At 65.2% G+C, this 20,539-nt stretch carries 21 protein-coding genes and 1 other RNA gene; 12 read left to right on the top strand and 10 right to left on the bottom strand.

What is annotated here, in order from left to right; all coding sequences use genetic code 11:
• Positions 1-34: 34 nt before the first annotated feature.
• The 3 genes from ssrS to AC6LKG_RS07140 form a co-directional block, all read right to left on the bottom strand.
• A non-coding RNA gene (ssrS, locus tag AC6LKG_RS07150) (6S RNA) lies at positions 35-219 on the bottom strand.
• 33 nt (positions 220-252) lie between these two features.
• Positions 253-564 (bottom strand): cell division protein ZapA, encoded by a 312-nt coding sequence (locus tag AC6LKG_RS07145; protein ID WP_006388757.1) that lies wholly within the window; start codon positions 562-564, stop codon positions 253-255.
• Entirely contained in the window at positions 564-1,010 is a 447-nt protein-coding gene (locus tag AC6LKG_RS07140; RefSeq protein WP_498163688.1) for a hypothetical protein, read from the bottom strand. The genes AC6LKG_RS07145 and AC6LKG_RS07140 overlap by 1 nt, the downstream gene beginning before the upstream one ends.
• A 478-nt stretch (positions 1,011-1,488) precedes the next feature.
• Here AC6LKG_RS07140 and AC6LKG_RS07135 point away from each other — a divergent pair, with 478 nt between their 5' ends.
• The 4 genes from AC6LKG_RS07135 (at position 1,489) to AC6LKG_RS07120 (ending at position 6,242) form a co-directional block, all read left to right on the top strand.
• A complete protein-coding gene (locus AC6LKG_RS07135; RefSeq protein WP_498163687.1) occupies positions 1,489-1,953 on the top strand; it encodes a tripartite tricarboxylate transporter TctB family protein in 465 nt (154 codons plus the stop codon).
• 13 nt (positions 1,954-1,966) lie between these two features.
• A complete protein-coding gene (locus tag AC6LKG_RS07130; protein ID WP_498163686.1) occupies positions 1,967-3,472 on the top strand; it encodes a tripartite tricarboxylate transporter permease in 1,506 nt (501 codons plus the stop codon).
• Positions 3,473-3,679: 207 nt separating this feature from the next.
• Positions 3,680-5,284 (top strand): gamma-glutamyltransferase family protein, encoded by a 1,605-nt coding sequence (locus tag AC6LKG_RS07125; RefSeq protein ID WP_498163685.1) that lies wholly within the window; start codon positions 3,680-3,682, stop codon positions 5,282-5,284.
• Positions 5,285-5,336: 52 nt separating this feature from the next.
• The gene (locus AC6LKG_RS07120) at positions 5,337-6,242 is read left to right on the top strand and encodes an NAD(P)-dependent oxidoreductase (RefSeq protein ID WP_498163684.1); all 906 of its coding nucleotides are present in this window, start codon (positions 5,337-5,339) and stop codon (positions 6,240-6,242) included.
• 51 nt (positions 6,243-6,293) lie between these two features.
• Here AC6LKG_RS07120 and AC6LKG_RS07115 read toward each other — a convergent pair whose 3' ends face one another.
• Complete coding sequence (locus AC6LKG_RS07115) at positions 6,294-6,926, bottom strand: FMN-dependent NADH-azoreductase (protein WP_498163683.1); 633 nt, start codon at positions 6,924-6,926, stop codon at positions 6,294-6,296.
• 123 nt (positions 6,927-7,049) lie between these two features.
• Between AC6LKG_RS07115 and AC6LKG_RS07110 the strand changes: the two genes are divergently transcribed.
• A complete protein-coding gene (locus AC6LKG_RS07110) occupies positions 7,050-7,985 on the top strand; it encodes a LysR family transcriptional regulator (RefSeq protein ID WP_498163682.1) in 936 nt (311 codons plus the stop codon).
• Here the strand turns inward: AC6LKG_RS07110 and AC6LKG_RS07105 are convergent.
• From AC6LKG_RS07105 to AC6LKG_RS07080, 6 genes are all read right to left on the bottom strand, one after another.
• Positions 7,979-8,908 (bottom strand): 2-hydroxyacid dehydrogenase, encoded by a 930-nt coding sequence (locus AC6LKG_RS07105; RefSeq protein ID WP_498163681.1) that lies wholly within the window; start codon positions 8,906-8,908, stop codon positions 7,979-7,981. The genes AC6LKG_RS07110 and AC6LKG_RS07105 overlap by 7 nt on opposite strands.
• A gap of 112 nt (positions 8,909-9,020) precedes the next feature.
• Positions 9,021-10,544, bottom strand: a complete 1,524-nt coding sequence (locus AC6LKG_RS07100) for a tripartite tricarboxylate transporter permease (protein ID WP_498163680.1) — start codon at positions 10,542-10,544, stop codon at positions 9,021-9,023.
• A gap of 6 nt (positions 10,545-10,550) precedes the next feature.
• Positions 10,551-10,979, bottom strand: a complete 429-nt coding sequence (locus tag AC6LKG_RS07095; protein ID WP_175134525.1) for a tripartite tricarboxylate transporter TctB family protein — start codon at positions 10,977-10,979, stop codon at positions 10,551-10,553.
• 279 nt (positions 10,980-11,258) lie between these two features.
• Entirely contained in the window at positions 11,259-12,791 is a 1,533-nt protein-coding gene (locus AC6LKG_RS07090) for a sensor histidine kinase (protein ID WP_498163679.1), read from the bottom strand.
• 7 nt (positions 12,792-12,798) lie between these two features.
• Positions 12,799-13,485, bottom strand: coding sequence for a response regulator (locus tag AC6LKG_RS07085; RefSeq protein WP_020925157.1), 687 nt, complete (start codon positions 13,483-13,485; stop codon positions 12,799-12,801).
• The gene (locus tag AC6LKG_RS07080; RefSeq protein ID WP_498163678.1) at positions 13,466-14,038 is read right to left on the bottom strand and encodes an RNA pyrophosphohydrolase; all 573 of its coding nucleotides are present in this window, start codon (positions 14,036-14,038) and stop codon (positions 13,466-13,468) included. The genes AC6LKG_RS07085 and AC6LKG_RS07080 overlap by 20 nt, the downstream gene beginning before the upstream one ends.
• A gap of 65 nt (positions 14,039-14,103) precedes the next feature.
• Here AC6LKG_RS07080 and AC6LKG_RS07075 point away from each other — a divergent pair, with 65 nt between their 5' ends.
• The 7 genes from AC6LKG_RS07075 to pal all read left to right on the top strand — a co-directional run bounded on the left by AC6LKG_RS07075 (position 14,104) and on the right by pal (position 20,491).
• Positions 14,104-15,834, top strand: a complete 1,731-nt coding sequence (locus AC6LKG_RS07075) for a proline--tRNA ligase (protein WP_498163677.1) — start codon at positions 14,104-14,106, stop codon at positions 15,832-15,834.
• A gap of 67 nt (positions 15,835-15,901) precedes the next feature.
• Positions 15,902-16,324 (top strand): tol-pal system-associated acyl-CoA thioesterase, encoded by a 423-nt coding sequence (gene ybgC, locus AC6LKG_RS07070; protein WP_498163676.1) that lies wholly within the window; start codon positions 15,902-15,904, stop codon positions 16,322-16,324.
• Positions 16,325-16,326: 2 nt separating this feature from the next.
• On the top strand, positions 16,327-17,007 hold the full coding sequence (tolQ, locus tag AC6LKG_RS07065) for a protein TolQ (RefSeq protein ID WP_498163675.1): 681 nt from the start codon (positions 16,327-16,329) through the stop codon (positions 17,005-17,007).
• A complete protein-coding gene (locus tag AC6LKG_RS07060) occupies positions 17,007-17,465 on the top strand; it encodes an ExbD/TolR family protein (protein WP_175134520.1) in 459 nt (152 codons plus the stop codon). The genes tolQ and AC6LKG_RS07060 overlap by 1 nt, the downstream gene beginning before the upstream one ends.
• Positions 17,466-17,504: 39 nt before the next feature.
• A complete protein-coding gene (tolA, locus tag AC6LKG_RS07055) occupies positions 17,505-18,620 on the top strand; it encodes a cell envelope integrity protein TolA (protein WP_498163674.1) in 1,116 nt (371 codons plus the stop codon).
• Positions 18,621-18,636: 16 nt separating this feature from the next.
• Positions 18,637-19,959 carry a Tol-Pal system beta propeller repeat protein TolB gene (gene tolB / locus AC6LKG_RS07050; RefSeq protein ID WP_498163673.1) on the top strand — a complete coding sequence of 441 codons (1,323 nt, stop codon included), beginning with the start codon at positions 18,637-18,639 and terminating at the stop codon, positions 19,957-19,959.
• A gap of 31 nt (positions 19,960-19,990) precedes the next feature.
• Positions 19,991-20,491: a peptidoglycan-associated lipoprotein Pal gene (pal, locus tag AC6LKG_RS07045; protein ID WP_175134517.1), complete on the top strand. Its 501-nt coding sequence runs from the start codon at positions 19,991-19,993 to the stop codon at positions 20,489-20,491.
• Positions 20,492-20,539: the final 48 nt, after the last annotated feature.

Here is a 20,539-nt window from a genome sequence, read left to right as displayed (position 1 = left end):
CGCGGACCTGCGCTCGTGGCAGGCCCGCTGGGATAGATGCCCCGCCTGTGCCGTCAAGGCCGGCATCTCGAACCCTGAGGTTCAAGGTGGTCGCGTTCCGAAGAGCGTCGGGTTCGTCTACGAGAGACAATCGCTCCAGCTCTGCACTCCCGCAACCAATATGCCATAAGACATAGGTTCAGAGAATGTATGGCCAGGTCACGGACACGGCAGGGACAAACTGAAAATCTGGATGAAAACCGCTGATGAACGTCAGAGCAGCTTTTCTTGCCCTGAGAGGGCGTCGTCGAGGACTGCGTTCATGTCCTCGATTCTACGCTTGAAGTCGCCGACCGCCAAACCACCCAGCGGACCATCGGGCGCCTTCATGGCGAGCAGCTCGCCAGCCACCTGCAACGCGGCCATCACGGCGATGCGTTCGTTGCTGGAGACCTTGCCGGTACCCTGGATACGCAGCATGAGCTGGTCGACGTGACGCACGGCCGCCAGCAGCGTGGGCTTTTCCTCGGCCGAGCACGCCAGCGAGTAGTCGCGCCCGAGGATCGTTACATCTACGCGTTCCATCAGTGTTGCTCTCCGGACGGCGCACCTGGCAGACGGGCCAGGACGGCGTCGATGCGCTCGCGGGCCGCGGCGGCGGCCACACGCAGGCGCTGTAGTTCGGTGTCGCGGCGCTGCAGGTTGCCCTGCAGTTCGGTTTCGCGGGAGGAGAACCGGGCCTCGAGCGACTGGCGCTCGGCGGCTTCGCGAGCGAGCTGTTCGCGCAGGGCCGCTTCGGCCTTCTGCGCCTGCTCCAGCATCGCGGTGACGGCGCCGTCGTTGTCCTGCAGTTTGCTTTGCAGCGCGGCGATGTCGGCATCGCGCTCGCTGGCGCGTTGCTTGAGCACGCGCTGCTCGGCTTCTGATTCATTCAGGCGCGCGCGCAATGCGTCACGCTCGGCATGCAGTTGCCGGGTGCGTTGCACCAGTTGCCCGATACGGGCGGCGAGTTGGTCTAGGTCTTGCAGCATGGGCGCTATCGTAAACCATCCAGTGGAGAATCGGGCCTCTTCACGCAAGGTGAGAAACACGGCAATATTCAGTAGGAAATGCGGACTTATGCCAGCGGCCGGCAACATACCCGATCAGGCCACACTAGAAAAGTCCCCGCGCGGCGCATCGCGGCGGTCGAACCAGACCGCTTTCGCATTTCTTTCTATCAACTTTCACTTAGCTTTCAAAAAACCCTCAATCAGCTCACCCGGTTACAACTCGGGATCGGGAGTTCCCCAATTTTAGGGAAAACCCCAGGCTTTCACCTAGCTTACAGGGTTTGCATCGCTGCAGGCGTCCATTACCATTCGGCCTTTCAAGAAGCCTCGACAACGCTTTCATAAAACCAAGGGCACCCCGACGTGCCTTTTTTGTGCCTGTCACTCGGCTCTCGGCGAGAACGGCGGACCACAAAACCCTTTTTATCTACATGCTGTAAACAGGAGCCAACCAATCATGCAGCTACGCAATCGACAGGACTTCTGGTCGGGGGTGATGTTCATCGCCCTCGGACTGGGATTCGCCTGGCAAGCCAGCAGCTACCAAATGGGTACTGCTGCCCGGATGGGCCCCGGGTATTTTCCTTTCTGGCTGGGCATCGTTCTCGCATTGCTGGGTGCCATCGTGCTGCTTGGCTCGATGTCGAAGAAGGCCCAGGAAACCCACGTCGACAAGTTCGACTGGCGCATCGTCGCGCTGGTGGTCGGCTCGGTGGTGTTCTATGGCCTGGTCCTGAAACTGCTGGGTATCTATATCTCGGTGTTCCTGCTGGTCGTCATCAGCAGCCTGGCCAGTCATGAGTTCAACCTGAAGGTCGCTGTCGCCAACGGCATCTTCCTGGTGGTGTTCTCGTATCTGGCGTTCGTCAAGGGGCTGGGGCTGATTTTCCCGCTGTGGCCGTCGTTTCTGGGCATGAATTGAGGAGCAAGCGGCCATGGAATTGATTGATCACCTGATGATGGGTTTCTCGGTGGCGTTCACGCCCGAGAACCTGCTCTACGCCCTGCTGGGCTGCATCCTGGGCACGCTGATCGGCGTGCTGCCGGGGATCGGCCCGGTGCCGACCATTGCAATGCTGCTGCCGATCACGTACGTGCTGCCCCCGGTGGCCGGCCTGATCATGCTGGCAGGCATCTATTACGGCGCCCAGTACGGCGGCTCCACCACCGCCATCCTGGTGGCACTGCCAGGGGAAACCTCGGCGGTCGTGACTGTGCTGGACGGTCACCAGATGGCGCGCAATGGCCGCGCCGGCGCCGCGCTGGCCATCGCCGCGCTGGGTTCGTTCTTCGCCGGTTGCGTGGCCACGCTGCTGTTGGCCGCCTTTGCGCCCCCGCTGGCTGAAGTCGCGTTCAAGTTCGGTCCCGCCGAATATTTCTCGCTGATGTGCCTGGGCCTGGTCGGCGCCGTGGTGCTGGCCTCGGGCTCGCTGCCCAAGGCAATCGCGATGATCATCCTGGGCCTGTTGCTGGGCATGGTCGGCACCGACGTCAACTCGGGCGTGGCCCGCTTCGACTTCGGCATTCCGGAACTGCAGGACGGCATCGACTTCGCCATCGTGGCCATGGGAGTGTTCGGCTTCGCCGAAATCATGACCAACCTGGAGCAGAAGGAAAACCGCGTCGACATCACCGACAAGATCGGTTCGCTGTACCCGAACAAGCAGGAATTCAAGGAATCCGCGCCCGCCGTGCTGCGTGGCACGGCCCTGGGTTCGGCCCTGGGCATCCTGCCGGGCGGTGGCGCGGTGCTGTCGTCGTTCGCGTCGTACACGCTGGAAAAGAAGATCTCGAAGAATCCGGAACGCTTCGGCAAGGGCCATCCGGCCGGCCTGGCGGGCCCGGAATCGGCCAACAATGCGGCCGCGCAGACCTCGTTCATCCCGCTGCTGACCCTGGGCATCCCGGGCAACGCCGTGATGGCCCTGATGGTCGGCGCGATGACGATCCACAACATCCAGCCCGGCCCGCAGGTCATGTCGAGCCACCCCGAGCTGTTCTGGGGCCTGATCGCGTCGATGTGGATCGGCAACCTGATGCTGGTGGTGCTGAACCTGCCGCTGATCGGCCTGTGGGTCAAGCTGCTGAAGGTGCCCTACCGCATCCTGTTCCCGGCGATCCTGGTGTTCTGCACCATTGGGGTGTATTCGTTGAACTACAACACGTTCGACATCTTCACGACCGCCATTTTCGGCATCATCGGCTATATCTGGTCGAAGCTGAAGTGCGAAGGCGCTCCGCTGCTGCTCGGCCTGGTGCTCGGCCCCATGATGGAAGAAAACTTCCGGCGCGCCCTGCTGCTGTCGCGTGGCGACTTCAGCACCTTCGTGACGCGCCCGCTGTCGGCCTCGCTGCTGGCCGTGGCGGCCTTCCTGGTGATCCTGGTGGCCCTGCCGGCGATCCGCAAGAAGCGCGAAGAGACTTTCGTCGAAGAGGATTGAGGCCGGCGCCGCTGCATCGCGCGGCGGCCAGCCCACCCTGCCCGAACCCCCGGCCCCGGCCGGGGGTTTTTCTTTGGGCACGTGGACCTGCTTGCCCCTGGAAGCGCGGCGCCACAGGAAACAAACCACTACAACGCACTACAAGGTGTGCGCGCAAGCGTCGGCATCTACGTTAAGCTACGGGTTTACCCCACGCGATGATTCGAGATGAATTTCGACTGGAACAACCCCTATCCCACAACGCGTACGCCGGTCTTCGCCCGCAATATCGTGGCCACTTCGCAGCCGCTGGCGGCGCAGGCCGGGCTGCGCGTGCTGGCCGGTGGCGGCAACGCGGTGGATGCGGCCATCGCCGCCGCCGCGACGCTGACGCTGACCGAACCTGTCAGCAACGGCCTGGGATCGGATTGCTTCGCCATCGTCTGGGACGGCTCCAAGCTGCATGGCCTGAACGCATCGGGCCCGGCGCCCGCGGCCTGGAACCTGGAGTACTTCCGCCGCAAGCACCAGGGCGTGATCCCGACCCGCGGTTGGGACAGCGTCACGGTGCCGGGCTGCGTGGCCGGCTGGGCGGCGCTGCATGAAAAGCTGGGCCGCCTGTCGTTCGCCGACGTGCTGGCGCCCGCCATCGACTATGCAGAGCGCGGCTTCGCCGTCAGCCCCATGGTGCACCAGAAGTGGGCCGCACAGGCCGACGTGCTGCAGCCGCAACCCGGTTTCGCCGAACACTTCCTGCCGCGGGGCCGGGCGCCGCACATCGGCGAGCACTTCACGCTGAATGGCGCCGCGGCAACACTCAAACGCATCGCCGCCAGCGGCGGCCGCGATTTCTACGAAGGCGAAACGGCCCACAAGCTGGTGGCCCATGCGCAAGCCCACGAGGCCGCCATGACGCTGGCCGACCTGCGCGATTTCGCGCCGGAATGGGTGACGCCCGTCAGCCAGGCGTATCGCGGCCATACCCTGCACCAGATTCCGCCGAACGGCCAGGGCATCGCCGCCCTCATCGCGCTCGGCATCCTGCAGAACTTCGACCTGGCGGCGCGGCCGATCGATCATGCCGACACCCAGCACCTGCTGCTCGAAGCCATGAAGCTGGCCTTCGCCGACGTCTATGCGCACGTCGCCGATGCGCGCCACATGCGCGTGACGCCCGAACAGATGCTGCGGGCCGACTACCTGGCCGACCGCGCGCGGCTGATCGATCCCAATGTCGCGCAGGCATTCGCCTGCGGCCATGCGCCGCAGGGCGGCACGGTCTACCTGACCGCCGCCGACCGCAGCGGCATGATGGTCAGCTTCATCCAATCGAACTACATGGGGTTCGGCTCGGGCGTGGTGGTGCCGGGCACCGGCGTCAGCCTGCAGAACCGCGGCCATTGCTTCAGCACCGCAGCCGACCACCCCAACGCGGTGGCGGGTGGCAAGCGCCCCTTCCATACCATCATCCCGGCTTTCCTGATGCGCGACGGCGCGCCGGTGATGAGCTTCGGCGTAATGGGCGGCAACATGCAGCCGCAAGGCCAGGTACAGGCGCTGGTGCGCATGCTCGACTACGGCCAGCAGCCGCAGGCCGCTTGCGACGCGCCGCGCTGGAAATGGAACCAGGGGCTGGCGGTGGATGTGGAGGCCTCGATGTCCGCCGCCGTGGCGCAAGGCCTGCGCGCCCGCGGCCACGTGCTCGAAGGCCTCGATGACCCGTACATGGACTTCGGTTCCGGCCAGTTCATCTGGCGCCTGGGCGATCCGGCGGTGGATGGCTACGTCAGCGCCAGCGACAGCCGCCGCGACGGACTCGCCGCCGGCTTTTGATTGCGTTAAGGTTACTGCCTCAGGTTTTCCTTTCCACAGCGGAGTCCCCTGCATGGCATCGATCGGTACCAAGAGCTACGACGCAGTCGTGGCCCAGAAAGTCGCATTCCTCGGCCTGGGCGTGATGGGCCTGCCCATGGCTGGCCACCTGGCCAGCGCCGGGCACGACGTCACCGTCTACAACCGCACGCCCTCCAAGGCGCAGGCCTGGGCCGCCGAGTTCGGCGGCCGCAGCGCAGTGACCCCGCGCGAGGCCGTGGCCGGTGCGCAGATCGTGTTTGCCTGCGTCGGCAACGACGATGACCTGCGCAGCGTGACGTTGGGCCCCGATGGCGCGTTCGCCGGCATGGCGCCAGGCGCGGTGTTCGTGGACCACACCACCGCCTCGGCCGACGTGGCCCGCGAGCTCTACGCGCAAGCCAAGGACCTCGGCCTGAATTTCATCGACGCGCCGGTGTCCGGCGGCCAGGCCGGCGCGGTCAACGGCGTGCTGACGATCATGTGCGGCGGCGAACAGGCGGTGTTCGATGCGGTCAAGCCGGTGGCGCAGGCCTTCGGCCGCGCCGTGACGCGCGTGGGCCCGCCGGGAGCCGGACAACTGGCCAAGATGGTCAACCAGATCTGTATCGCCGGCATCGTGCAGGGCTTGTCCGAAGCCGTGGCGTTCGGCCAGGCCGCCGACCTCGACATGAAGCTGGTGCTGGACGTAATCAGCAAGGGCGCGGCGCAGAGTTGGCAGATGGAAAACCGCGGCGGCACCATGGTCGACGACAAGTTCGACTTCGGCTTCGCGGTGGACTGGATGCGCAAGGATCTCGGCCTGGTGCTGGCCGAGGCGCGCCACAACGGCGCCCGGCTGCCACTGACGGCGCTGGTGGACCAGTTCTATGGTGACGTGCAGAAAATGGGCGGCGGACGCTGGGATACATCCAGCCTGATCAAGCGCCTGCGCGATTGACCAGCAGCCCGGCATGAAAAAGGCGGCCCCTCGGGGCCGCTTTTCATTGGGTCAAGCCGCCTGCAGGGCGACGCGCCCCGGCGCAAGGTCAAGCGCATCGATGCGCTGGCGCGCCAGCGCCACGCCTTCGAGGGCCGCGACTTCGCCCATCGCCATCCCCTCGGCCGCGATGAAGGTGACCTCGTTCATGCCCAGGAAACCGAGCATCTGCCGCAGATAGGGTGTCATGGTGTCGTTCGGCGTGCCTTCGGCCTTGCCACCGCGCGCCGTCAACACGAACACCTGCTTACCCTTCACCAGGCCCTCGGCCACGCCTTCCGGCGTATAACGGAACGTGACGCCGGCGCGGGCCACGTGGTCCAGGTAGGTCTTGAACTGGGCCGGCAGGTTGAAGTTGTAGACCGGCACCGCGAACACGATGCGATCGGCCTGCAGCAGCTCCGCCACCAGGGCGTCGCTGCGTTCGACGATGCGTTGCTGATCCAGGGTGCGGGCGTCGGCGGGCGTGAACAGGGCGCCGGCGGTCTCGCCATCGAAATACGGCAGCGGTTCGGCGCCGATATCGCGGGTGATGATGGCGGCAGCGGGATCGGCCTGCTTGATGCGGGCGACCATGTGATCGGCCAGTTCCTTGCTGTGCGAGCGGCTGCCGAGAATCGAGGACAGGATGACAAGGGTCTTCATAACGTGATCTCCAGTGCGGACCGCGAAAGCGCGGGTCCTGAATGCATGACGTCACTGTAGATCGCTTAATTGATCGCATAAACCCGGGTATGATGAACTATACGTTCCAGGCATAGAACAATCATGCAAGATCTAAACGACCTCTATTACTTTTGCCAAGTCGTCGAGCAAGGCGGTTTCAGCGCCGCGGCGCGGGCCCTGGACATCCCCAAATCACGCCTTTCGCGCCGCATTTCGCACCTGGAGGAAAGCCTGGGCGTGCGGCTCCTGCAACGCACCACCCGGCGCCTGCGGCTGACGGCCGCGGGCGAGCGCTATCTGCATTACTGCCGCGAGATCGCCGCTTCGGCGCGCGCGGCCGATGATGCAATGCGCCAGTTGCAGGCCGAGCCTGCCGGTCCGGTGGTGGTCAGTTGTCCGGTGTCGATCGCGCAGGACGTGCTGGCGCCGTTGCTGCCGGAATTCCTGGATGCCTGGCCGGCCATTTCGGTGCAGTTGCTGGTGACCAACCGGCGCGTGGACCTGATCCGCGAAGGCGTGGATCTGGCCCTGCGCGTGCGGACCAAACTCGATACCGATGCCGAACTGGTCGTGCGCCACCTGGGCACGGCACGCGGCACGCTGGTGGCCAGCCCCGGCTATATCCAGCGCCACGGCGCGCCTGACACGCCGCAGGATCTGGCCTCGCATACCACCCTCAGCTTCAGCGACCCGCAGAACGAAGTACGTTGGCCGCTGCGCAACGACAAGGGCGAAGAGGTGCAGATCGAATTGAAGCCGCAACTGTCGTGCAACGACTTCATCGTGCTGGTGGAAGCCGCCGTGCGCGGCCGCGGCATCGCCCTGCTGCCATCGATCGCGACCCAGGAGGAGCTGCGCCGCGGCCAGTTGGTGCCGGTGCTGCCGCAATGGCAATCACCGGAAGGCATCGTCCACTGCATCTATCCGTCGCGCCGCGGCATGATGCCCGCTGTGCGCACCCTGCTGGATTTCCTGTCGCAGCGCCTGCCGCCCACCTACCAGCGGCTGGAGAAGCCAGGCGCCACCGCCGCTCAGTAGCCGCGCGTGCGCTCGACCACGCCGGTGATCGGCTCGCCGCGCATCAGCCGCGCGACCTTGCCGGCAATCTGCTCGATGCTCTCGTCGCGCAGCGTGCGGGCGGCAATATGCGGGGTGACGTGCACGCGCGGATCGCGCCAGAAGGGATGGTCCTTGGGCAGCGGTTCGGTGTGGAACACATCCAGCGTCGCGCCGGCGATTTCCCCTTCTTCCAGCATCTGCACCAGGTCTTCCTCGACCAGGTGCTCACCACGGCCGACGTTGACCAGATGCGCCTCGGGCAACAGTTGCCCGAGCGTATCGCGATTGAGGATGCCGAGCGTGTCGGGCGTGAGCGGCAGCACATTCACCAGGAAACGGGTGCGCGCCAGGAACGCTGGCAGCGCGTCCTGGCCGGAAAAGGACTCCACGCCGGGAATTTCGCGCGGACTGCGCGACCAGCCAGCGACCGGATAGCCGAATTCGGCCAGCGTCTGCGCCACACGCGCGCCGACCTGGCCCAGGCCCAGCACGCCCACCGGCCAATCGACCTGGCGGGTGCCTTCGCGCGTATCCCAATGCTGGCGCGCCTGCGATTCATCGAAGGCCTGGAAATCGCGTGACACGCGCAGCAGCGCGTAAAGCGCGTATTCGGCCATCTGCACCGACATGCCGGCGTCTTCGAGACGGACAATGCGCACGTGCGGCGGAATCTCGGGCATCTTGAGCAGGGCATCCACGCCCGCGCCCAGGTTGAACAGGGTGTCGATGCGCGTCTCGTGATGGAACAGCGCGGCCGGCGGCTTCCATACCAGTGCAACCTCGGCGCCGGAAGGCGGGCCATCGGGATTCCAGACGGAAATGCGGCAGCCGGGCATGGCGGCTTCCAGGCGCGGGACCCAGACATCGGGGTCGTGCAGGGGACAGGCAAAAAGGATGTGCATGGCGGAAATCCGGACGGGCGGGACAAACCGCAAGCATGGGGGAAGATGGCGCGTAAATCAAACGGCCCGGCATGAAGCCGGGCCGTTCGTCAGACAGGCGGTCGCAAGCCGATCAGGCCGCTTGCGTCACCGCAGGCTTGTTCTTGTTGCGGCTGCGGCGCGCAAAGGCCCACAGTTGCAGCACGACCAGCAGCGTGCTGGCGGCGATGAACCAGGCGCTGATGGGACGCTCGATGAACACGGCCAGATTGCCGCGCGACAACAGCAGGGCACGGCGGAAGTTCTCTTCGACCATGGGACCCAGCACGAAACCGAGCAGGATGGGCGCGACCGAGAATTCCAGCGTCATCAAGATGGCGCCGATCACCCCGAAAGCCAGCACTTCCCAGATCTGGAACAGGCTGTTCTGGGTGCTGAAAACTCCCACCGCGATGAAGAACATGGCCGACGGGAACAGGTACCGGTAAGGCACCTGCAGCAACTTGACCCACACGCCGATCAGCGGCACGTTGAGCACCATCAGCAGCACATTGCCCACCCAGAAGCTGGCGATCAGGCCCCAGAAGATGTCCGGATGCTCGGTGATGAGCTGCGGGCCGGGCTGGATGCCCTGGATCAGCAGGGCGCCCAGGATCAGCGCCATCACCGCGTCACCGGGAATGCCCAGGCTCATGGTCGGGATGAAGTCGACCTGCGTCTTGGAGTGCGACGAGGCTTCCGGCGATGCGACGCCGGCGATCATGCCGGTGCCGAACTTCTCGGGCGTCTTGGAGATCTTGCGCTCCAGCGCGTAGGCCACGAAGGTGGTGATGGTGGGGCCGGTGCCGGGCATGGCGCCGAACAGCGTGCCGACGGCGGTGCCGCGCACCATTGGCCAGAAGGCCTTCTTCAGTTCCTGCTTGCTCGGTCGCATGTCGCGCAGGCTCAGCTTGGCGCCGCTGCCGATGATGGTCATGCGGTTGACGCTCATGAGGAAGTCGGCCACGCCGAACAGGCCCATCGAGATCGCCACCAGTTCCAGGCCGTCGGACAGGTCGAGCAGACCGAACGAGAAGCGGATGGTGCCGGTGTTCACGTCGGTGCCCACCACGCCGCACATCAGGCCGAACAGCGTCATGGCCACCCCCTTGAGCGGCGATCCGCGCGACATGGTGGCGCCGGCCAGCAAGCCCAGCAGCATGATCGAGAATATCTCGGTCGGGCCGAACTTGAACGCGATTTCGACCAGCAGCGGCGAGGCGAAGATCATGACGATGATGCCGACCGACGCCGCGAAGAACGAGCAGATCATCGTGATGCCCAGCGCCGTCCCGCCCTTGCCCTGCTTGGTCATCGGATACCCGTCAAGGCAGGTGACCGCGTGCGGCGGGTGCGACGGCAGGTTGAGCAGGATCGCGCCGATGGCGCCACCGTACTGCGAGCCATAGAAAATGCCGGCCAGCATCAGGATGGCGGGCACCGGATGCATCACGTAGGTGAGCGGCAGCAGGATCGAAATGGCCGACAGCGCGCCCATGCCAGGCAGCACGCCGATGAGGTTGCCCACCAGCACGCCGAAGAACGACCACATCAGGTTGTGGAGCTGGAACGCGACGCCGAAGCCGTACCAGAGGTCGGTCAAAGCTTGAGAAATCATGGCGCATCAACCCCAACGAAACAGGGGCAACTGCAGTTGCAGCGCCCACCAGAAAACCACCACCGCGATCACGGACATGCCGACCGACAGCACGAATGCCTGCTTGACCGTATTCTTGCGGTCGCCCAGGGCGGAAATGAAGACAATGGCAAACGTGGCCGGCAGCAGGCCGCCGTAATGGCCCAGCAGCAGGAAGGCCAGCGTGCCCAGCAGAATGCATGCGCTGCCGCGGAAATCCGGCAGCCCGTGCGCATGGCCGTCGCCCGGCGCGGGCGGCGTGGATTCGCCGGAGCGCGCCGAGATCGCGATGAGGATCCCGGTCAGCGCCAACAGCGCGCCCAGCGCCGCGGGAAAGAACCCCGGCCCCATGTGACTGAGCGTTCCGATGTGATAGTCCGTACCACCATAGATCGCCCCCAATCCGACAAGGACCATCAGCGCGCCGCCGTAGTAGTCCTTTCTATTAATTGTTTTTTGCACTTCCTTCCTCCTGAAGCAGGGTCGTGCGGACCCTCGGGACGGCGCCCAGAACGTGCGCCGTCCGGCTCTTTCCAGCAAGCCGGCTGGCAGATTACGGAAGGAAGCTGCTAATTCGCTTTCTGTGCGCTGTCGCGATGCTGAATTCAGGGGTTATCCCTGATGGGAATCCGGGAGACACGCCAGGAGGACGAGGACGAAAGAATGAAAGCTTGGACGCGCGTCCGCGTCCGCCGGTCATTGGTCGCCGCTGAACTCGACATCGGCCGGCCGCGGGTATTGCGACACGGTCGTCGCCAGCGGCAGCCACAGCACCGATGCCAGACCCACCCCGCCCTGCGCGTTGGGCTCGCCATCGCGCAATTCGATATCGCCGTCGTTGCGGCGGGCATAGGCGCGGGCAATCGCCAACCCCAGCCCCGACCCCGAGGACGCCACCGGTTTGTCAGTACCGACCCGCTCGAAACGGGCGAAGGCGCGTGCCCGCAAGAGCGGCTCCAGGCCGGGACCGTTATCGGACACGGCCACCTCGACGCGCTTGTCGACACGGCCGACCGAGACCGTGATGCGCGCGCCCACCGGCGCGTAGTGGATGGCGTTGTGCACCAGGTTGGACAAGGCCTCGTGCAGTTCGGCTTCGTTGCCGGACACCGGCGCGCCGGCTTCCTGGCCTTGCCCGTCGACCGCCTGCACCCAGCCCAGATCCTGCTGTTTCTCGTGCGCCAGGGGCAGGTACTGCAATACCACTTCGCGCGAGACGGCATTCATGTCGAGCAATTGCCGTGGCACCTGGTCCGACTGGGTGGCGTGGGCCAGCGACAGCAACTGCTCGGTCAGGCGGCGGGTGCGCCCCAGTTGGTCGACGATCGCGCGCAATCCTTCCTGGGCCCGCGCCGGGTCGCGCTCGCGCAGGGCGTATTGGGCCTGGGTCAGCATGATGGCCAGCGGCGTGCGCAACTGGTGCGACGCGTCCGCCAGGAAGTGCGACTGTTCTTCCAGGACGCGGCGATAGCGGGCGATGTGGTGATTGACGGCGTCGACCAGCGGCGCCACCTCGCTGGGCACGCGCGACGCGTCGAGCGCGGTCAGGTCGTCGGGCCGGCGGTTGCGGATGTCGGCGCGCAGGCGGCGCAACGGCTTCAGGGCCCAGGAAACGCCCCACCACACCAGCAACACCACCAACGCCAGCATGCGGGCGTCGCGCAGGATTTCCTGGCGGCGGGCGTTGTTCTCGGCCTCGATGCGCTTGCCGGTGCTTTCGGCGACCAGCACCAGCACCTGGCGATGCACGCCCTGGTAATACAGGTCACGCACCAACGACACCACCCGCACCGGATCGTTGCGGTAGATACCGTCGTAAAACACCGGCGGGCCGTTGGAACGCGGCCAGTTCGGCGGCCGCGGCAGCTCGGGCATGCCCAGCAGGGTCTTGCCCTGCTCGAGCGGCACCGGCGCACCGTCCGGCAGCGGCGGGTCGATCTGTTCGATGCGGAAGTACTTGCGTAGCCCGGCGCGCGATTCCAGCATGACCTGGGCGTACAGTGGCGTGGCCACCTGCAGCGACCCGTCCGGGGCGAATTCCAGACTGCTTTCCAGGACCCGGGCAGGCTCGACCAGCGCACTGTCGTAGGCCTCGTTGGTGATCTCGGACAGGGTGCGGTAGTCGTTCAGACTGTCGATGACCAGCAGCGCCACCACCCCGGGCAGCAGCAGGATGATCAGCAGCGCGCGAATGCCGACCCGCGGCAACCCAGGAATCCGGAGGCTCACGAGGGTGTCAGGAGTCGGCGGCTTCGCTGGCGACGCTTTCCAGCATGTAGCCCAGCCCGCGCACGGTGACGATGCGCACGTCGCTGCCGGCGAGCTTCTTGCGCAGGCGGTGCAGCACCACCTCGATGGCGTCGGGATTGGCCTCGCTGTCGTGCGTGAACACCTTGCCGAATAGCTGCGACTTGTCCACCGGGTAGCCGCTGCGCGTCAGCAGGGCCGCCAGGGCGGCGTGCTCGCGCGGCGTCAGGAACAGCAGCGAGCCGTCAAGGGTGAAGGCGCGGCTTTCGCTGTCGTAGGACAGCGAGCCGCACTGCAGGCGCGGATGCTGGCGGCCGCGGCTGCGGCGCACCAGCGCGGTCAGGCGGGCTTCCAGTTCTTCCAGGGCGAACGGCTTGGTGAGGAAGTCGTCGGCGCCCAGGTTCAGCCCGCGCACCCGGTCTTGCAGCGCGCCCTGGGCGGTCAGCAGCAGCACCGGGGTGCGGTCGTCGCGGTTGCGCATCTCGCGCAGCACCACCAGGCCATGCTTGTCCGGCAGGCGCAGGTCCATGACGATGGCATCGTATTCGGTGCCCGCCATGAAGGCTTCGGCCGTGCGCGCATCGGCCGCGTGATCCGGCACGAACCCGCTTTGCGCGAGCGCGCGCATCAGCCAGGACGCCATGTCCCGTTCATCTTCAACCAGCAATATGCGCATGACCGTCCGTTCCTTCGGGCAAGTTCTCTGCCGTCCGCTGCCCATGCACGCGCTGACGCAGGTAGCGGGTTTCGTGGTGACGCCGAAAGAGGATTGCCGACAACTCGTTCAACGCCTGGGTGTAGACGTCGCGCTTGAACTCGATCACGGCATCCAGCGGCACCCAGTACTGGCTCCAGCGCCAGGCGTCGAATTCCGGATGCTGCGTCGCGCGCAGGCAAACGTCGCTGTCACGTCCCACCAGGCGCAACAAGAACCAAATCTGCTTTTGTCCTTTATAGTGGCCGCGCCACTCACGCCGGACGAAGTGATCGGGCACGTTATAACGTAACCAATCGCGTGTACGCCCCAAAATACGGACATGCTCGGGCTTCAGGCCCACTTCTTCATGGAGCTCGCGATACATGGCCTGCACCGGGCTTTCGCCGTACTTGATGCCGCCCTGCGGGAACTGCCAGGCATGTTCCCTGATACGCTTGCCCCAAAAGACCTCGTTTCTGTTATTGACGAGAATGATGCCGACATTGGGGCGGTAGCCTTCGCGGTCAAGCATGGGCCACCCCCACCGAATTCAATACAATTACAGTCGATTATACGTATCTGCTGCCACCTTTAAACATGCGCGCATCCAACTACCACATCAACACCCTCAAAGAAGCCCCTTCCGAAGCCGAAGTCGCCAGCCACCAGCTGATGACCCGGGCCGGCATGATCCGCAAGCTCGCGGGCGGCATCTACACCTACATGCCCCTGGGCCTGAAGATCATCCGCAAGGTCGAGGCCATCGTCCGGGAGGAAATGAACGCCTCGGGCGCCATCGAGCTGCTGATGCCGGTGGTCCAGCCGGCCGAACTGTGGATGGAATCCGGCCGCTGGGAACAGTACGGCGCGGAACTGCTGCGCATCAAGGACCGGCACCAGCGCGATTTCGTGCTGCAGCCGACCTCGGAAGAGGTGATCACCGACATCGCCCGCAACGAGATCCACAGTTACCGCCAACTGCCGCTGAACTTCTATCACATCCAGACCAAGTTCCGGGACGAGCGCCGTCCCCGCTTCGGCCTGATGCGCGGCCGTGAATTCACCATGAAGGACGCCTATTCCTTCGACCGCGACGAAGCCGGCGCCCAGAAGAGCTACGACACCATGTACGCCGCGTACATGCGCATCTTCGGCCGCCTGGGCCTGGAGTTCCGCGCGGTGGCAGCCGACACCGGTTCCATCGGCGGCAGCCGCAGCCATGAATTCCAGGTGATCGCCGACACCGGCGAAGACCTGCTGGTCTACAACGCCGACTCCGACTACGCCGCCAACATCGAGTTGGCAGAAGCGCCCTGCCTGTATCCCGAACGCGGCGCGGCGACCCAGCCCATGGCCGACGTGGCCACCCCCGGCGCCGCCAAGTGCGAGGACGTGGCGCGCCTGCTGGACCTGCCGCTGGAGCGCACGGTGAAGTCCATCGTCCTGGCCACCGACGGCGACAAGGGCAAGGTCGACATCTGGCTGCTGCTGCTGCGCGGCGACCATGAACTCAATGAAATCAAGGCCGGCAAGCTGCCGGGCCTGGCCGGCTTCCGCTTCGCCACCGAAACCGAGATCGTCGAGCACTTCGGCTGCAAACCGGGCTACCTCGGCCCGGTGCGCACCGTGCGCCCGGTGCACGTCATCGCCGACCGCACCGTGGCCAACATGGCCGATTTCGTCTGCGGCGCCAACCGCGAAGACTTCCACATCCAGGGCGTGAACTGGGGCCGCGACCTGCCCGAACCCGAGCTGGTCGCCGACCTGCGCAACGTGGTGGCCGGCGACCCTTCGCCGGACGGCAAGGGCACGCTGTCGATCCAGCGCGGCATCGAAGTCGGTCACGTTTTCTACCTGGGTAAAAAATACTCGGAAGCCCTCAAGGCCACCTTCCTGGACGAAACCGGCAAGCCGGCGGTCCTGGAGATGGGCTGCTACGGCATCGGCGTGACCCGCATCGTCGGCGCCGCCATCGAACAGAACCACGATGCCCGCGGCATCATCTGGCCGCGCGCCATCGCGCCGTTCGAAGTCGTCATCTGCCCGGTGGGTTGGGGCAAAAGCGAAACCGTGCGTAACACCTCCCTGAAACTGTACGAATCGCTGCTGGCGCGCGGCGTGGACGTCATCCTGGATGACCGCGATGCCCGCCCGGGCGTGATGTTCGCCGAATGGGAATTGATCGGCGCGCCGCTCCGTGTAACAGTTGGAGAACGCGGCTTGAACGACGGTGTGGTGGAATTGCAGGCCCGGCGCGAAACCGAAGCGGCCAAGATTCCGGTAGAGTCCGCGCTGGAAACCGTGCTGACGAAACTCGACACGCTGTAAATCGCCTTAAACCCTAAAGCAACAACGGACTTCCCGCGTCCCGACCCGCATTATCGAAACCCGCATCGTGACCGATCCGAAGTCCGCCGAATCCCTCCTGCGAATCCGTGTCTATTACGAGGACACGGACGCGGGCGGGGTGGTTTTCTACGCCAACTACTTGAAATTCCTGGAGCGCGCCCGCACCGAGTGGCTGCGCGACCTGGGGGTCAACCAATCCACCCTGGCCGCCGGCGAACAGCGGCTGTTCGTCGTGCGTTCGCTGGACATGTCCTACCGCAAGCCGGCCAGGCTGGACGATTTGCTTACCATACGCAGCCGGGTCACACGACTGGGCCGCGCTTCGATACACTTCGCGCAGCGCGCAGAGCGTGACGGGGAACTGCTTGCCGAAGGCAACATCCAAGTCTGCTGCGTCGATGCCGTCAACATGCGGCCGGTGGAACTACCGGCCGACGTCCGCGCCAAACTGGAATCAATTCAGGAATAACCATGCAAGCCACCAACGACATGTCGTTGCTTTCGTTGATCACGCACGCCAGCGTGCCGGTCCAGTTGATCATGTTGATGCTCCTGGGCATCTCGATCATGTCCTGGACCTACATCTTCGCCAAGCGGCTGGCCATCAAGCGCGCCCACGCCCAGACCCGCCGCTTCGAGGACGACTTCTGGTCGGGCGGCGACCTGTCGATGCTGCAGCAGGCCGTGGCCTCGCGCCGCGACGAGCAAGGCGCCCTGGCCCGCATCTTCGACGCCGGCATGACCGAATTCCTGAAGGCCCGCCGCGGCAACGCCGGCAATGACGCCACCGCCCTGCTCGACGGCCCGCGCCGCGCTATGCGCGCCGCCTACCAGCGCGAAATGGATGCGCTGGAGTCACACCTGAACTTCCTGGCCTCGGCCGGCTCGGTTTCGCCCTATATCGGGCTGCTCGGCACCGTCTGGGGCATCATGCACGCCTTCATCGGCCTGTCGAACATGCAGCAGGCCACGCTGGCCTCGGTGGCCCCTGGCATTGCCGAAGCGCTGATCGCCACCGCCATCGGCCTGTTCGCCGCCATCCCCGCGGTGGTGGCCTACAACCGTTTCACCAACGACATCGACCGCATCTCGATCCGTTTCGACAGCTTCGTCGATGAATTCCTGAACATTCTGCAACGGCAGGTGCGCTAATGCCCTCGCTAAGCTCGCGCGGCAGGTCCGGCCGCCGCATGAAGGCCGACATCAATGTAGTGCCCTACATCGACGTGATGCTGGTGCTGCTGGTCATCTTCATGGTGACCGCGCCGCTGATCACGCCGGGCCTGATCCAGCTACCCTCGGTGGGCGCGGCGTCCGACGTTCCGGTCAAGCCGCTGGAAGTCCAGATTTCGGAAGACGGCAAGATCGCGTTGCGCATACGCGAACCCGGCGCCACCATGCAGGACATCGCCCGCCCCGAACTGGTGGCTCAGGTGCGTTCGCGCATCACCGCCGAAACGCCGGTGGTGATCGCGGCCGACGGCAAGGTGCCCTACGAGACGGTCGTGAAGGTCATGGACGAGCTGCGTACCAATGGCATTACCCGCCTGGGCCTGCTGGTGGACCAGTCCGCCGGCGGCAACCAGCCCGCTCCCGCGAAGAAACGCTAACGCGACGCCCTCCGCCGGCGCCGCCGGCCTGCAACGCTCATGACGCCACCCATCATTCGACACCACAGCGGCCCGCCGGCCACGCCGCCCAACAACGACAACCGGATCGCCCTGATCCTGGCGTTGCTGGTGCACGCGCTGCTGCTGGCCGTGTTGATCTTCAACCTGAACTGGCACACCGAAAACCCCGGCCCCGTGCAAGTGCAATTGTGGGCCGACGGCAATTCCCCGGTCTCGCCCCCGCCGCAGCCCGAACCGCCCAAACCCGAGCCCAAGCCGCAGCCGGAACCCGAGCCGCAGAAGCAGCCCGAGCCGCCTCCCGCGCCGCCGCCCAAGCCGGAGCCGCAGGCCCAGCCCAAGGCTGAGGAAGTGGACCCGGATATCGCCCTGCAGGAAGCCAAGAAAAAGCGCGAGCAGGAAGAACAGGCGCGCCAGGCCGCCGAGGCGGCCAAGGAAAAGGCGCGGCTGGAAGAAGAGCGCAAGCAGGCCGAACTGAAGGAAAAGAAGCGCCTCGAACAGGAACGCCAGGCGGCCGAGAAAGCCGCCGCTGAAAAGGCCGCAGCCGAAAAGGCCGCCGCGGACAAGGCAGCGGCAGAGAAGGTGGCGGCCGAGAAGGCGGCCGCCGAAAAGAAGGCCAAGGAAGAGGCCGCCAAGAAGGCTGCCGCCGACAAGGCGGCGGCGGAAAAGGCCGCCGCGGAAAAGGCCGCGGCAGAGAAAGCCGCTGCGGCAAAGGCGGCGGCCGAGAAGAAGGCCAAGGAAGAAGCCGCCAAGAAGGCCGCGGCGGACAAGGCGCTCAAGGACGCGTTCCGCAACGACGCCCTGGGCGCGGCCGGCATTCCCGGCGGCACCGCGGATCGCAACCAGGCCGGCGGCGGTAGCGACAGTGGCTACGGCGCCAAGGTGCGCGCCTGCGTGCAGCCCGGCGTGGCCTACCCGCCTCCGCCGCGCAGCGGGTCGAACAATCCGACTGCCCAATACCGGGTACAGTTAGGTTCTGACGGGAAGGTGAATGGGGTCACATTGACCAGTTCGTCCGGCAATGCGGGCTTCGACCGCGCGGTCGAGACCGGCATCCGCCGCTGCAACCCCTTCCCCAAGCCTTCGACCGGCCGCTACGAGCCCATCATTGACGTTGTCTACAGAATGTATGATTGACAGGAGATTGCTGATTATGACTCCCGCCCTTAGCCGACGAGTTTCCCCCCTCGCTCTCTGGCGATCGTATGGACTCGGCCTGCTGCTGTTGGCGCTTGCCTGCCTGACGGCCATGAAGCCGGCCCAGGCGCAACTGCGCGTCGACATCTCCGGCACCGGCGCCACCCAATACCCCGTGGCGATCGCCGACTTCGCTGTGGACGATACCCATGGCCGCGCCCTGGCCGAGGTGATCCGCGCCGACCTGACCCGCACCGGCCAATTCCGCCTGATCAACGCCGCAGGCTCCGGCCTGAATGTCGACTCCCCCATCGCCCACGACGACTGGCGTGCCAAGGGCGCCGACTTCATCGCCTACGGCAGCATCGTGCGCGGCAACGACGGCCGCTACGATGTCCGCTACCGCCTGGCCGACACGGTCAAGAAGAGCCAGCTCGATGGCGTGGCCTTTTCGGGCACCGAACAGGAGCTGCGCCGCGTCGCCCACCAGATCGCCGACCGCATCTATGAAAAGATAACCGGCGTGCGTGGCGTGTTCTCGACCCGCATCGCCTATGTGCTCAAGCGTGGCGCCACCTACGAACTGCAGGTGGCCGATGCCGATGGGCAGAACCCCCAGGTGGCCCTGCGCTCGCGCGAGCCGATCATCTCCCCGGCCTGGTCGCCGGATGGTTCCAAGCTGGCCTATGTGAGCTTCGAGTCCGGCAAGCCCGTGGTGTACGTGCATACGCTGGCCACCAGCGCCCGCGTGCCGGTCGCCAACTTCAAGGGTAACAACAGCGCACCCGGCTGGTCGCCCGATGGCACGCAGCTCGCCGTGGCCCTGACGCGTGATGGCCTGTCGCAAATTTACATCGTCAGCGCGGCGGGCGGCTCGAATATGAAGCGAGTTACGCGTTCCCCCGGCATTGACACCGAACCGAGCTTTACGCCGGACGGCCGTTCCATTATCTTTACCAGTGACCGCAGCGGCGGGCCGCAGATTTATCAAACCGGCCTGGACGGTGGCGATGCTCGCCGCCTCACGTTTAATGGTGGTTACAACATCTCACCCCGAATTTCCCCCGATGGATCGACGCTGCTGTACGTTGCCAGACGCGACGGCGCGTTCCGTATCGCATCGTTGAACCTGTCCTCCGGCACGGAGACCTTGCTGACCGATGGTCGTGACGATCAGTCGCCAAGCTTCGCGCCGAATGGCATGCAAGTCCTCTACGCCGCGATCCAAAACGGACGTAGCGTGCTTGCAGGTGTTTCGAGCGATGGTCGCGTACGGCAGACGCTTTCGGTACTGAACGGGGAAATACGTGAACCGACTTGGGGCCCATTTACCCGATAACACGTGTGACTCTCTTTGCAAAGGAACTATCATGAAGTCGCGCATTGCCAAAAGCCTAACCATCGCCGCTCTGGCCGCCACCCTGGCGGCTTGCAGCTCCGTCCCTCTCGACGATAAAGCGGGTCAGGGCGGAGGCGCTGGCCAAGGATCCTCGGCTACTGGCCAGATCCTTGATCCCTTCAACCCCCAAAGCATCCTGGCGCAACAGCGCTCGGTATACTTTGACTTCGACAGCTACACGGTGTCCGACCAGTACCGTGGCCTGGTGGAGACCCACGCCCGCTACCTGGCTTCGCACCAGCAGCAAAAGATCAAGATCGAAGGCAACACCGACGAACGCGGCGGCGCCGAATACAACCTGGCCCTGGGCCAGCGCCGTGCCGACGCCGTGCGTCGCATGATGACCCTGCTGGGCGTCAGCGACAACCAGATCGAGACCATCAGCTTCGGCAAGGAAAAGCCGAAGGCGACTGGCTCGTCGGAAGCCGACTTTGCGGAAAACCGCCGCGCCGATATCGTCTATCAGCGCTAAGCTTTCCGTATAGTTAAGTGCCCCACCACGCGTCGGGACGGTCAGCCG

The organism is Achromobacter sp. 46006, assembly GCF_059761975.1.
Note: the sequence above shows the minus strand (reverse complement) of the source record. Positions and strands in the feature narration are given on the sequence as shown.

Excerpts from the sequence above, each read along its gene's own strand:
- AC6LKG_RS07100 (WP_498163680.1), bottom strand. The coding sequence starts at position 10,544 with ATGATTTCTCAAGCTTTGACCGACCTCTGGTACGGCTTCGGCGTCGCG.
- AC6LKG_RS07145 (WP_006388757.1), bottom strand. The coding sequence starts at position 564 with ATGGAACGCGTAGATGTAACGATCCTCGGGCGCGACTACTCGCTGGCG.
- AC6LKG_RS07080 (WP_498163678.1), bottom strand. The coding sequence starts at position 14,038 with ATGCTTGACCGCGAAGGCTACCGCCCCAATGTCGGCATCATTCTCGTC.
- tolB (WP_498163673.1), top strand. The coding sequence starts at position 18,637 with ATGACTCCCGCCCTTAGCCGACGAGTTTCCCCCCTCGCTCTCTGGCGA.
- tolQ (WP_498163675.1), top strand. The coding sequence starts at position 16,327 with ATGCAAGCCACCAACGACATGTCGTTGCTTTCGTTGATCACGCACGCC.
- AC6LKG_RS07130 (WP_498163686.1), top strand. The coding sequence starts at position 1,967 with ATGGAATTGATTGATCACCTGATGATGGGTTTCTCGGTGGCGTTCACG.
- AC6LKG_RS07075 (WP_498163677.1), top strand. The coding sequence starts at position 14,104 with ATGCGCGCATCCAACTACCACATCAACACCCTCAAAGAAGCCCCTTCC.
- AC6LKG_RS07110 (WP_498163682.1), top strand. The coding sequence starts at position 7,050 with ATGCAAGATCTAAACGACCTCTATTACTTTTGCCAAGTCGTCGAGCAA.
- AC6LKG_RS07085 (WP_020925157.1), bottom strand. The coding sequence starts at position 13,485 with ATGCGCATATTGCTGGTTGAAGATGAACGGGACATGGCGTCCTGGCTG.
- AC6LKG_RS07120 (WP_498163684.1), top strand. The coding sequence starts at position 5,337 with ATGGCATCGATCGGTACCAAGAGCTACGACGCAGTCGTGGCCCAGAAA.
- AC6LKG_RS07140 (WP_498163688.1), bottom strand. The coding sequence starts at position 1,010 with ATGCTGCAAGACCTAGACCAACTCGCCGCCCGTATCGGGCAACTGGTG.
- tolA (WP_498163674.1), top strand. The coding sequence starts at position 17,505 with ATGACGCCACCCATCATTCGACACCACAGCGGCCCGCCGGCCACGCCG.
- AC6LKG_RS07105 (WP_498163681.1), bottom strand. The coding sequence starts at position 8,908 with ATGCACATCCTTTTTGCCTGTCCCCTGCACGACCCCGATGTCTGGGTC.
- pal (WP_175134517.1), top strand. The coding sequence starts at position 19,991 with ATGAAGTCGCGCATTGCCAAAAGCCTAACCATCGCCGCTCTGGCCGCC.
- AC6LKG_RS07125 (WP_498163685.1), top strand. The coding sequence starts at position 3,680 with ATGAATTTCGACTGGAACAACCCCTATCCCACAACGCGTACGCCGGTC.
- AC6LKG_RS07060 (WP_175134520.1), top strand. The coding sequence starts at position 17,007 with ATGCCCTCGCTAAGCTCGCGCGGCAGGTCCGGCCGCCGCATGAAGGCC.
- AC6LKG_RS07115 (WP_498163683.1), bottom strand. The coding sequence starts at position 6,926 with ATGAAGACCCTTGTCATCCTGTCCTCGATTCTCGGCAGCCGCTCGCAC.
- AC6LKG_RS07095 (WP_175134525.1), bottom strand. The coding sequence starts at position 10,979 with ATGGTCCTTGTCGGATTGGGGGCGATCTATGGTGGTACGGACTATCAC.
- AC6LKG_RS07135 (WP_498163687.1), top strand. The coding sequence starts at position 1,489 with ATGCAGCTACGCAATCGACAGGACTTCTGGTCGGGGGTGATGTTCATC.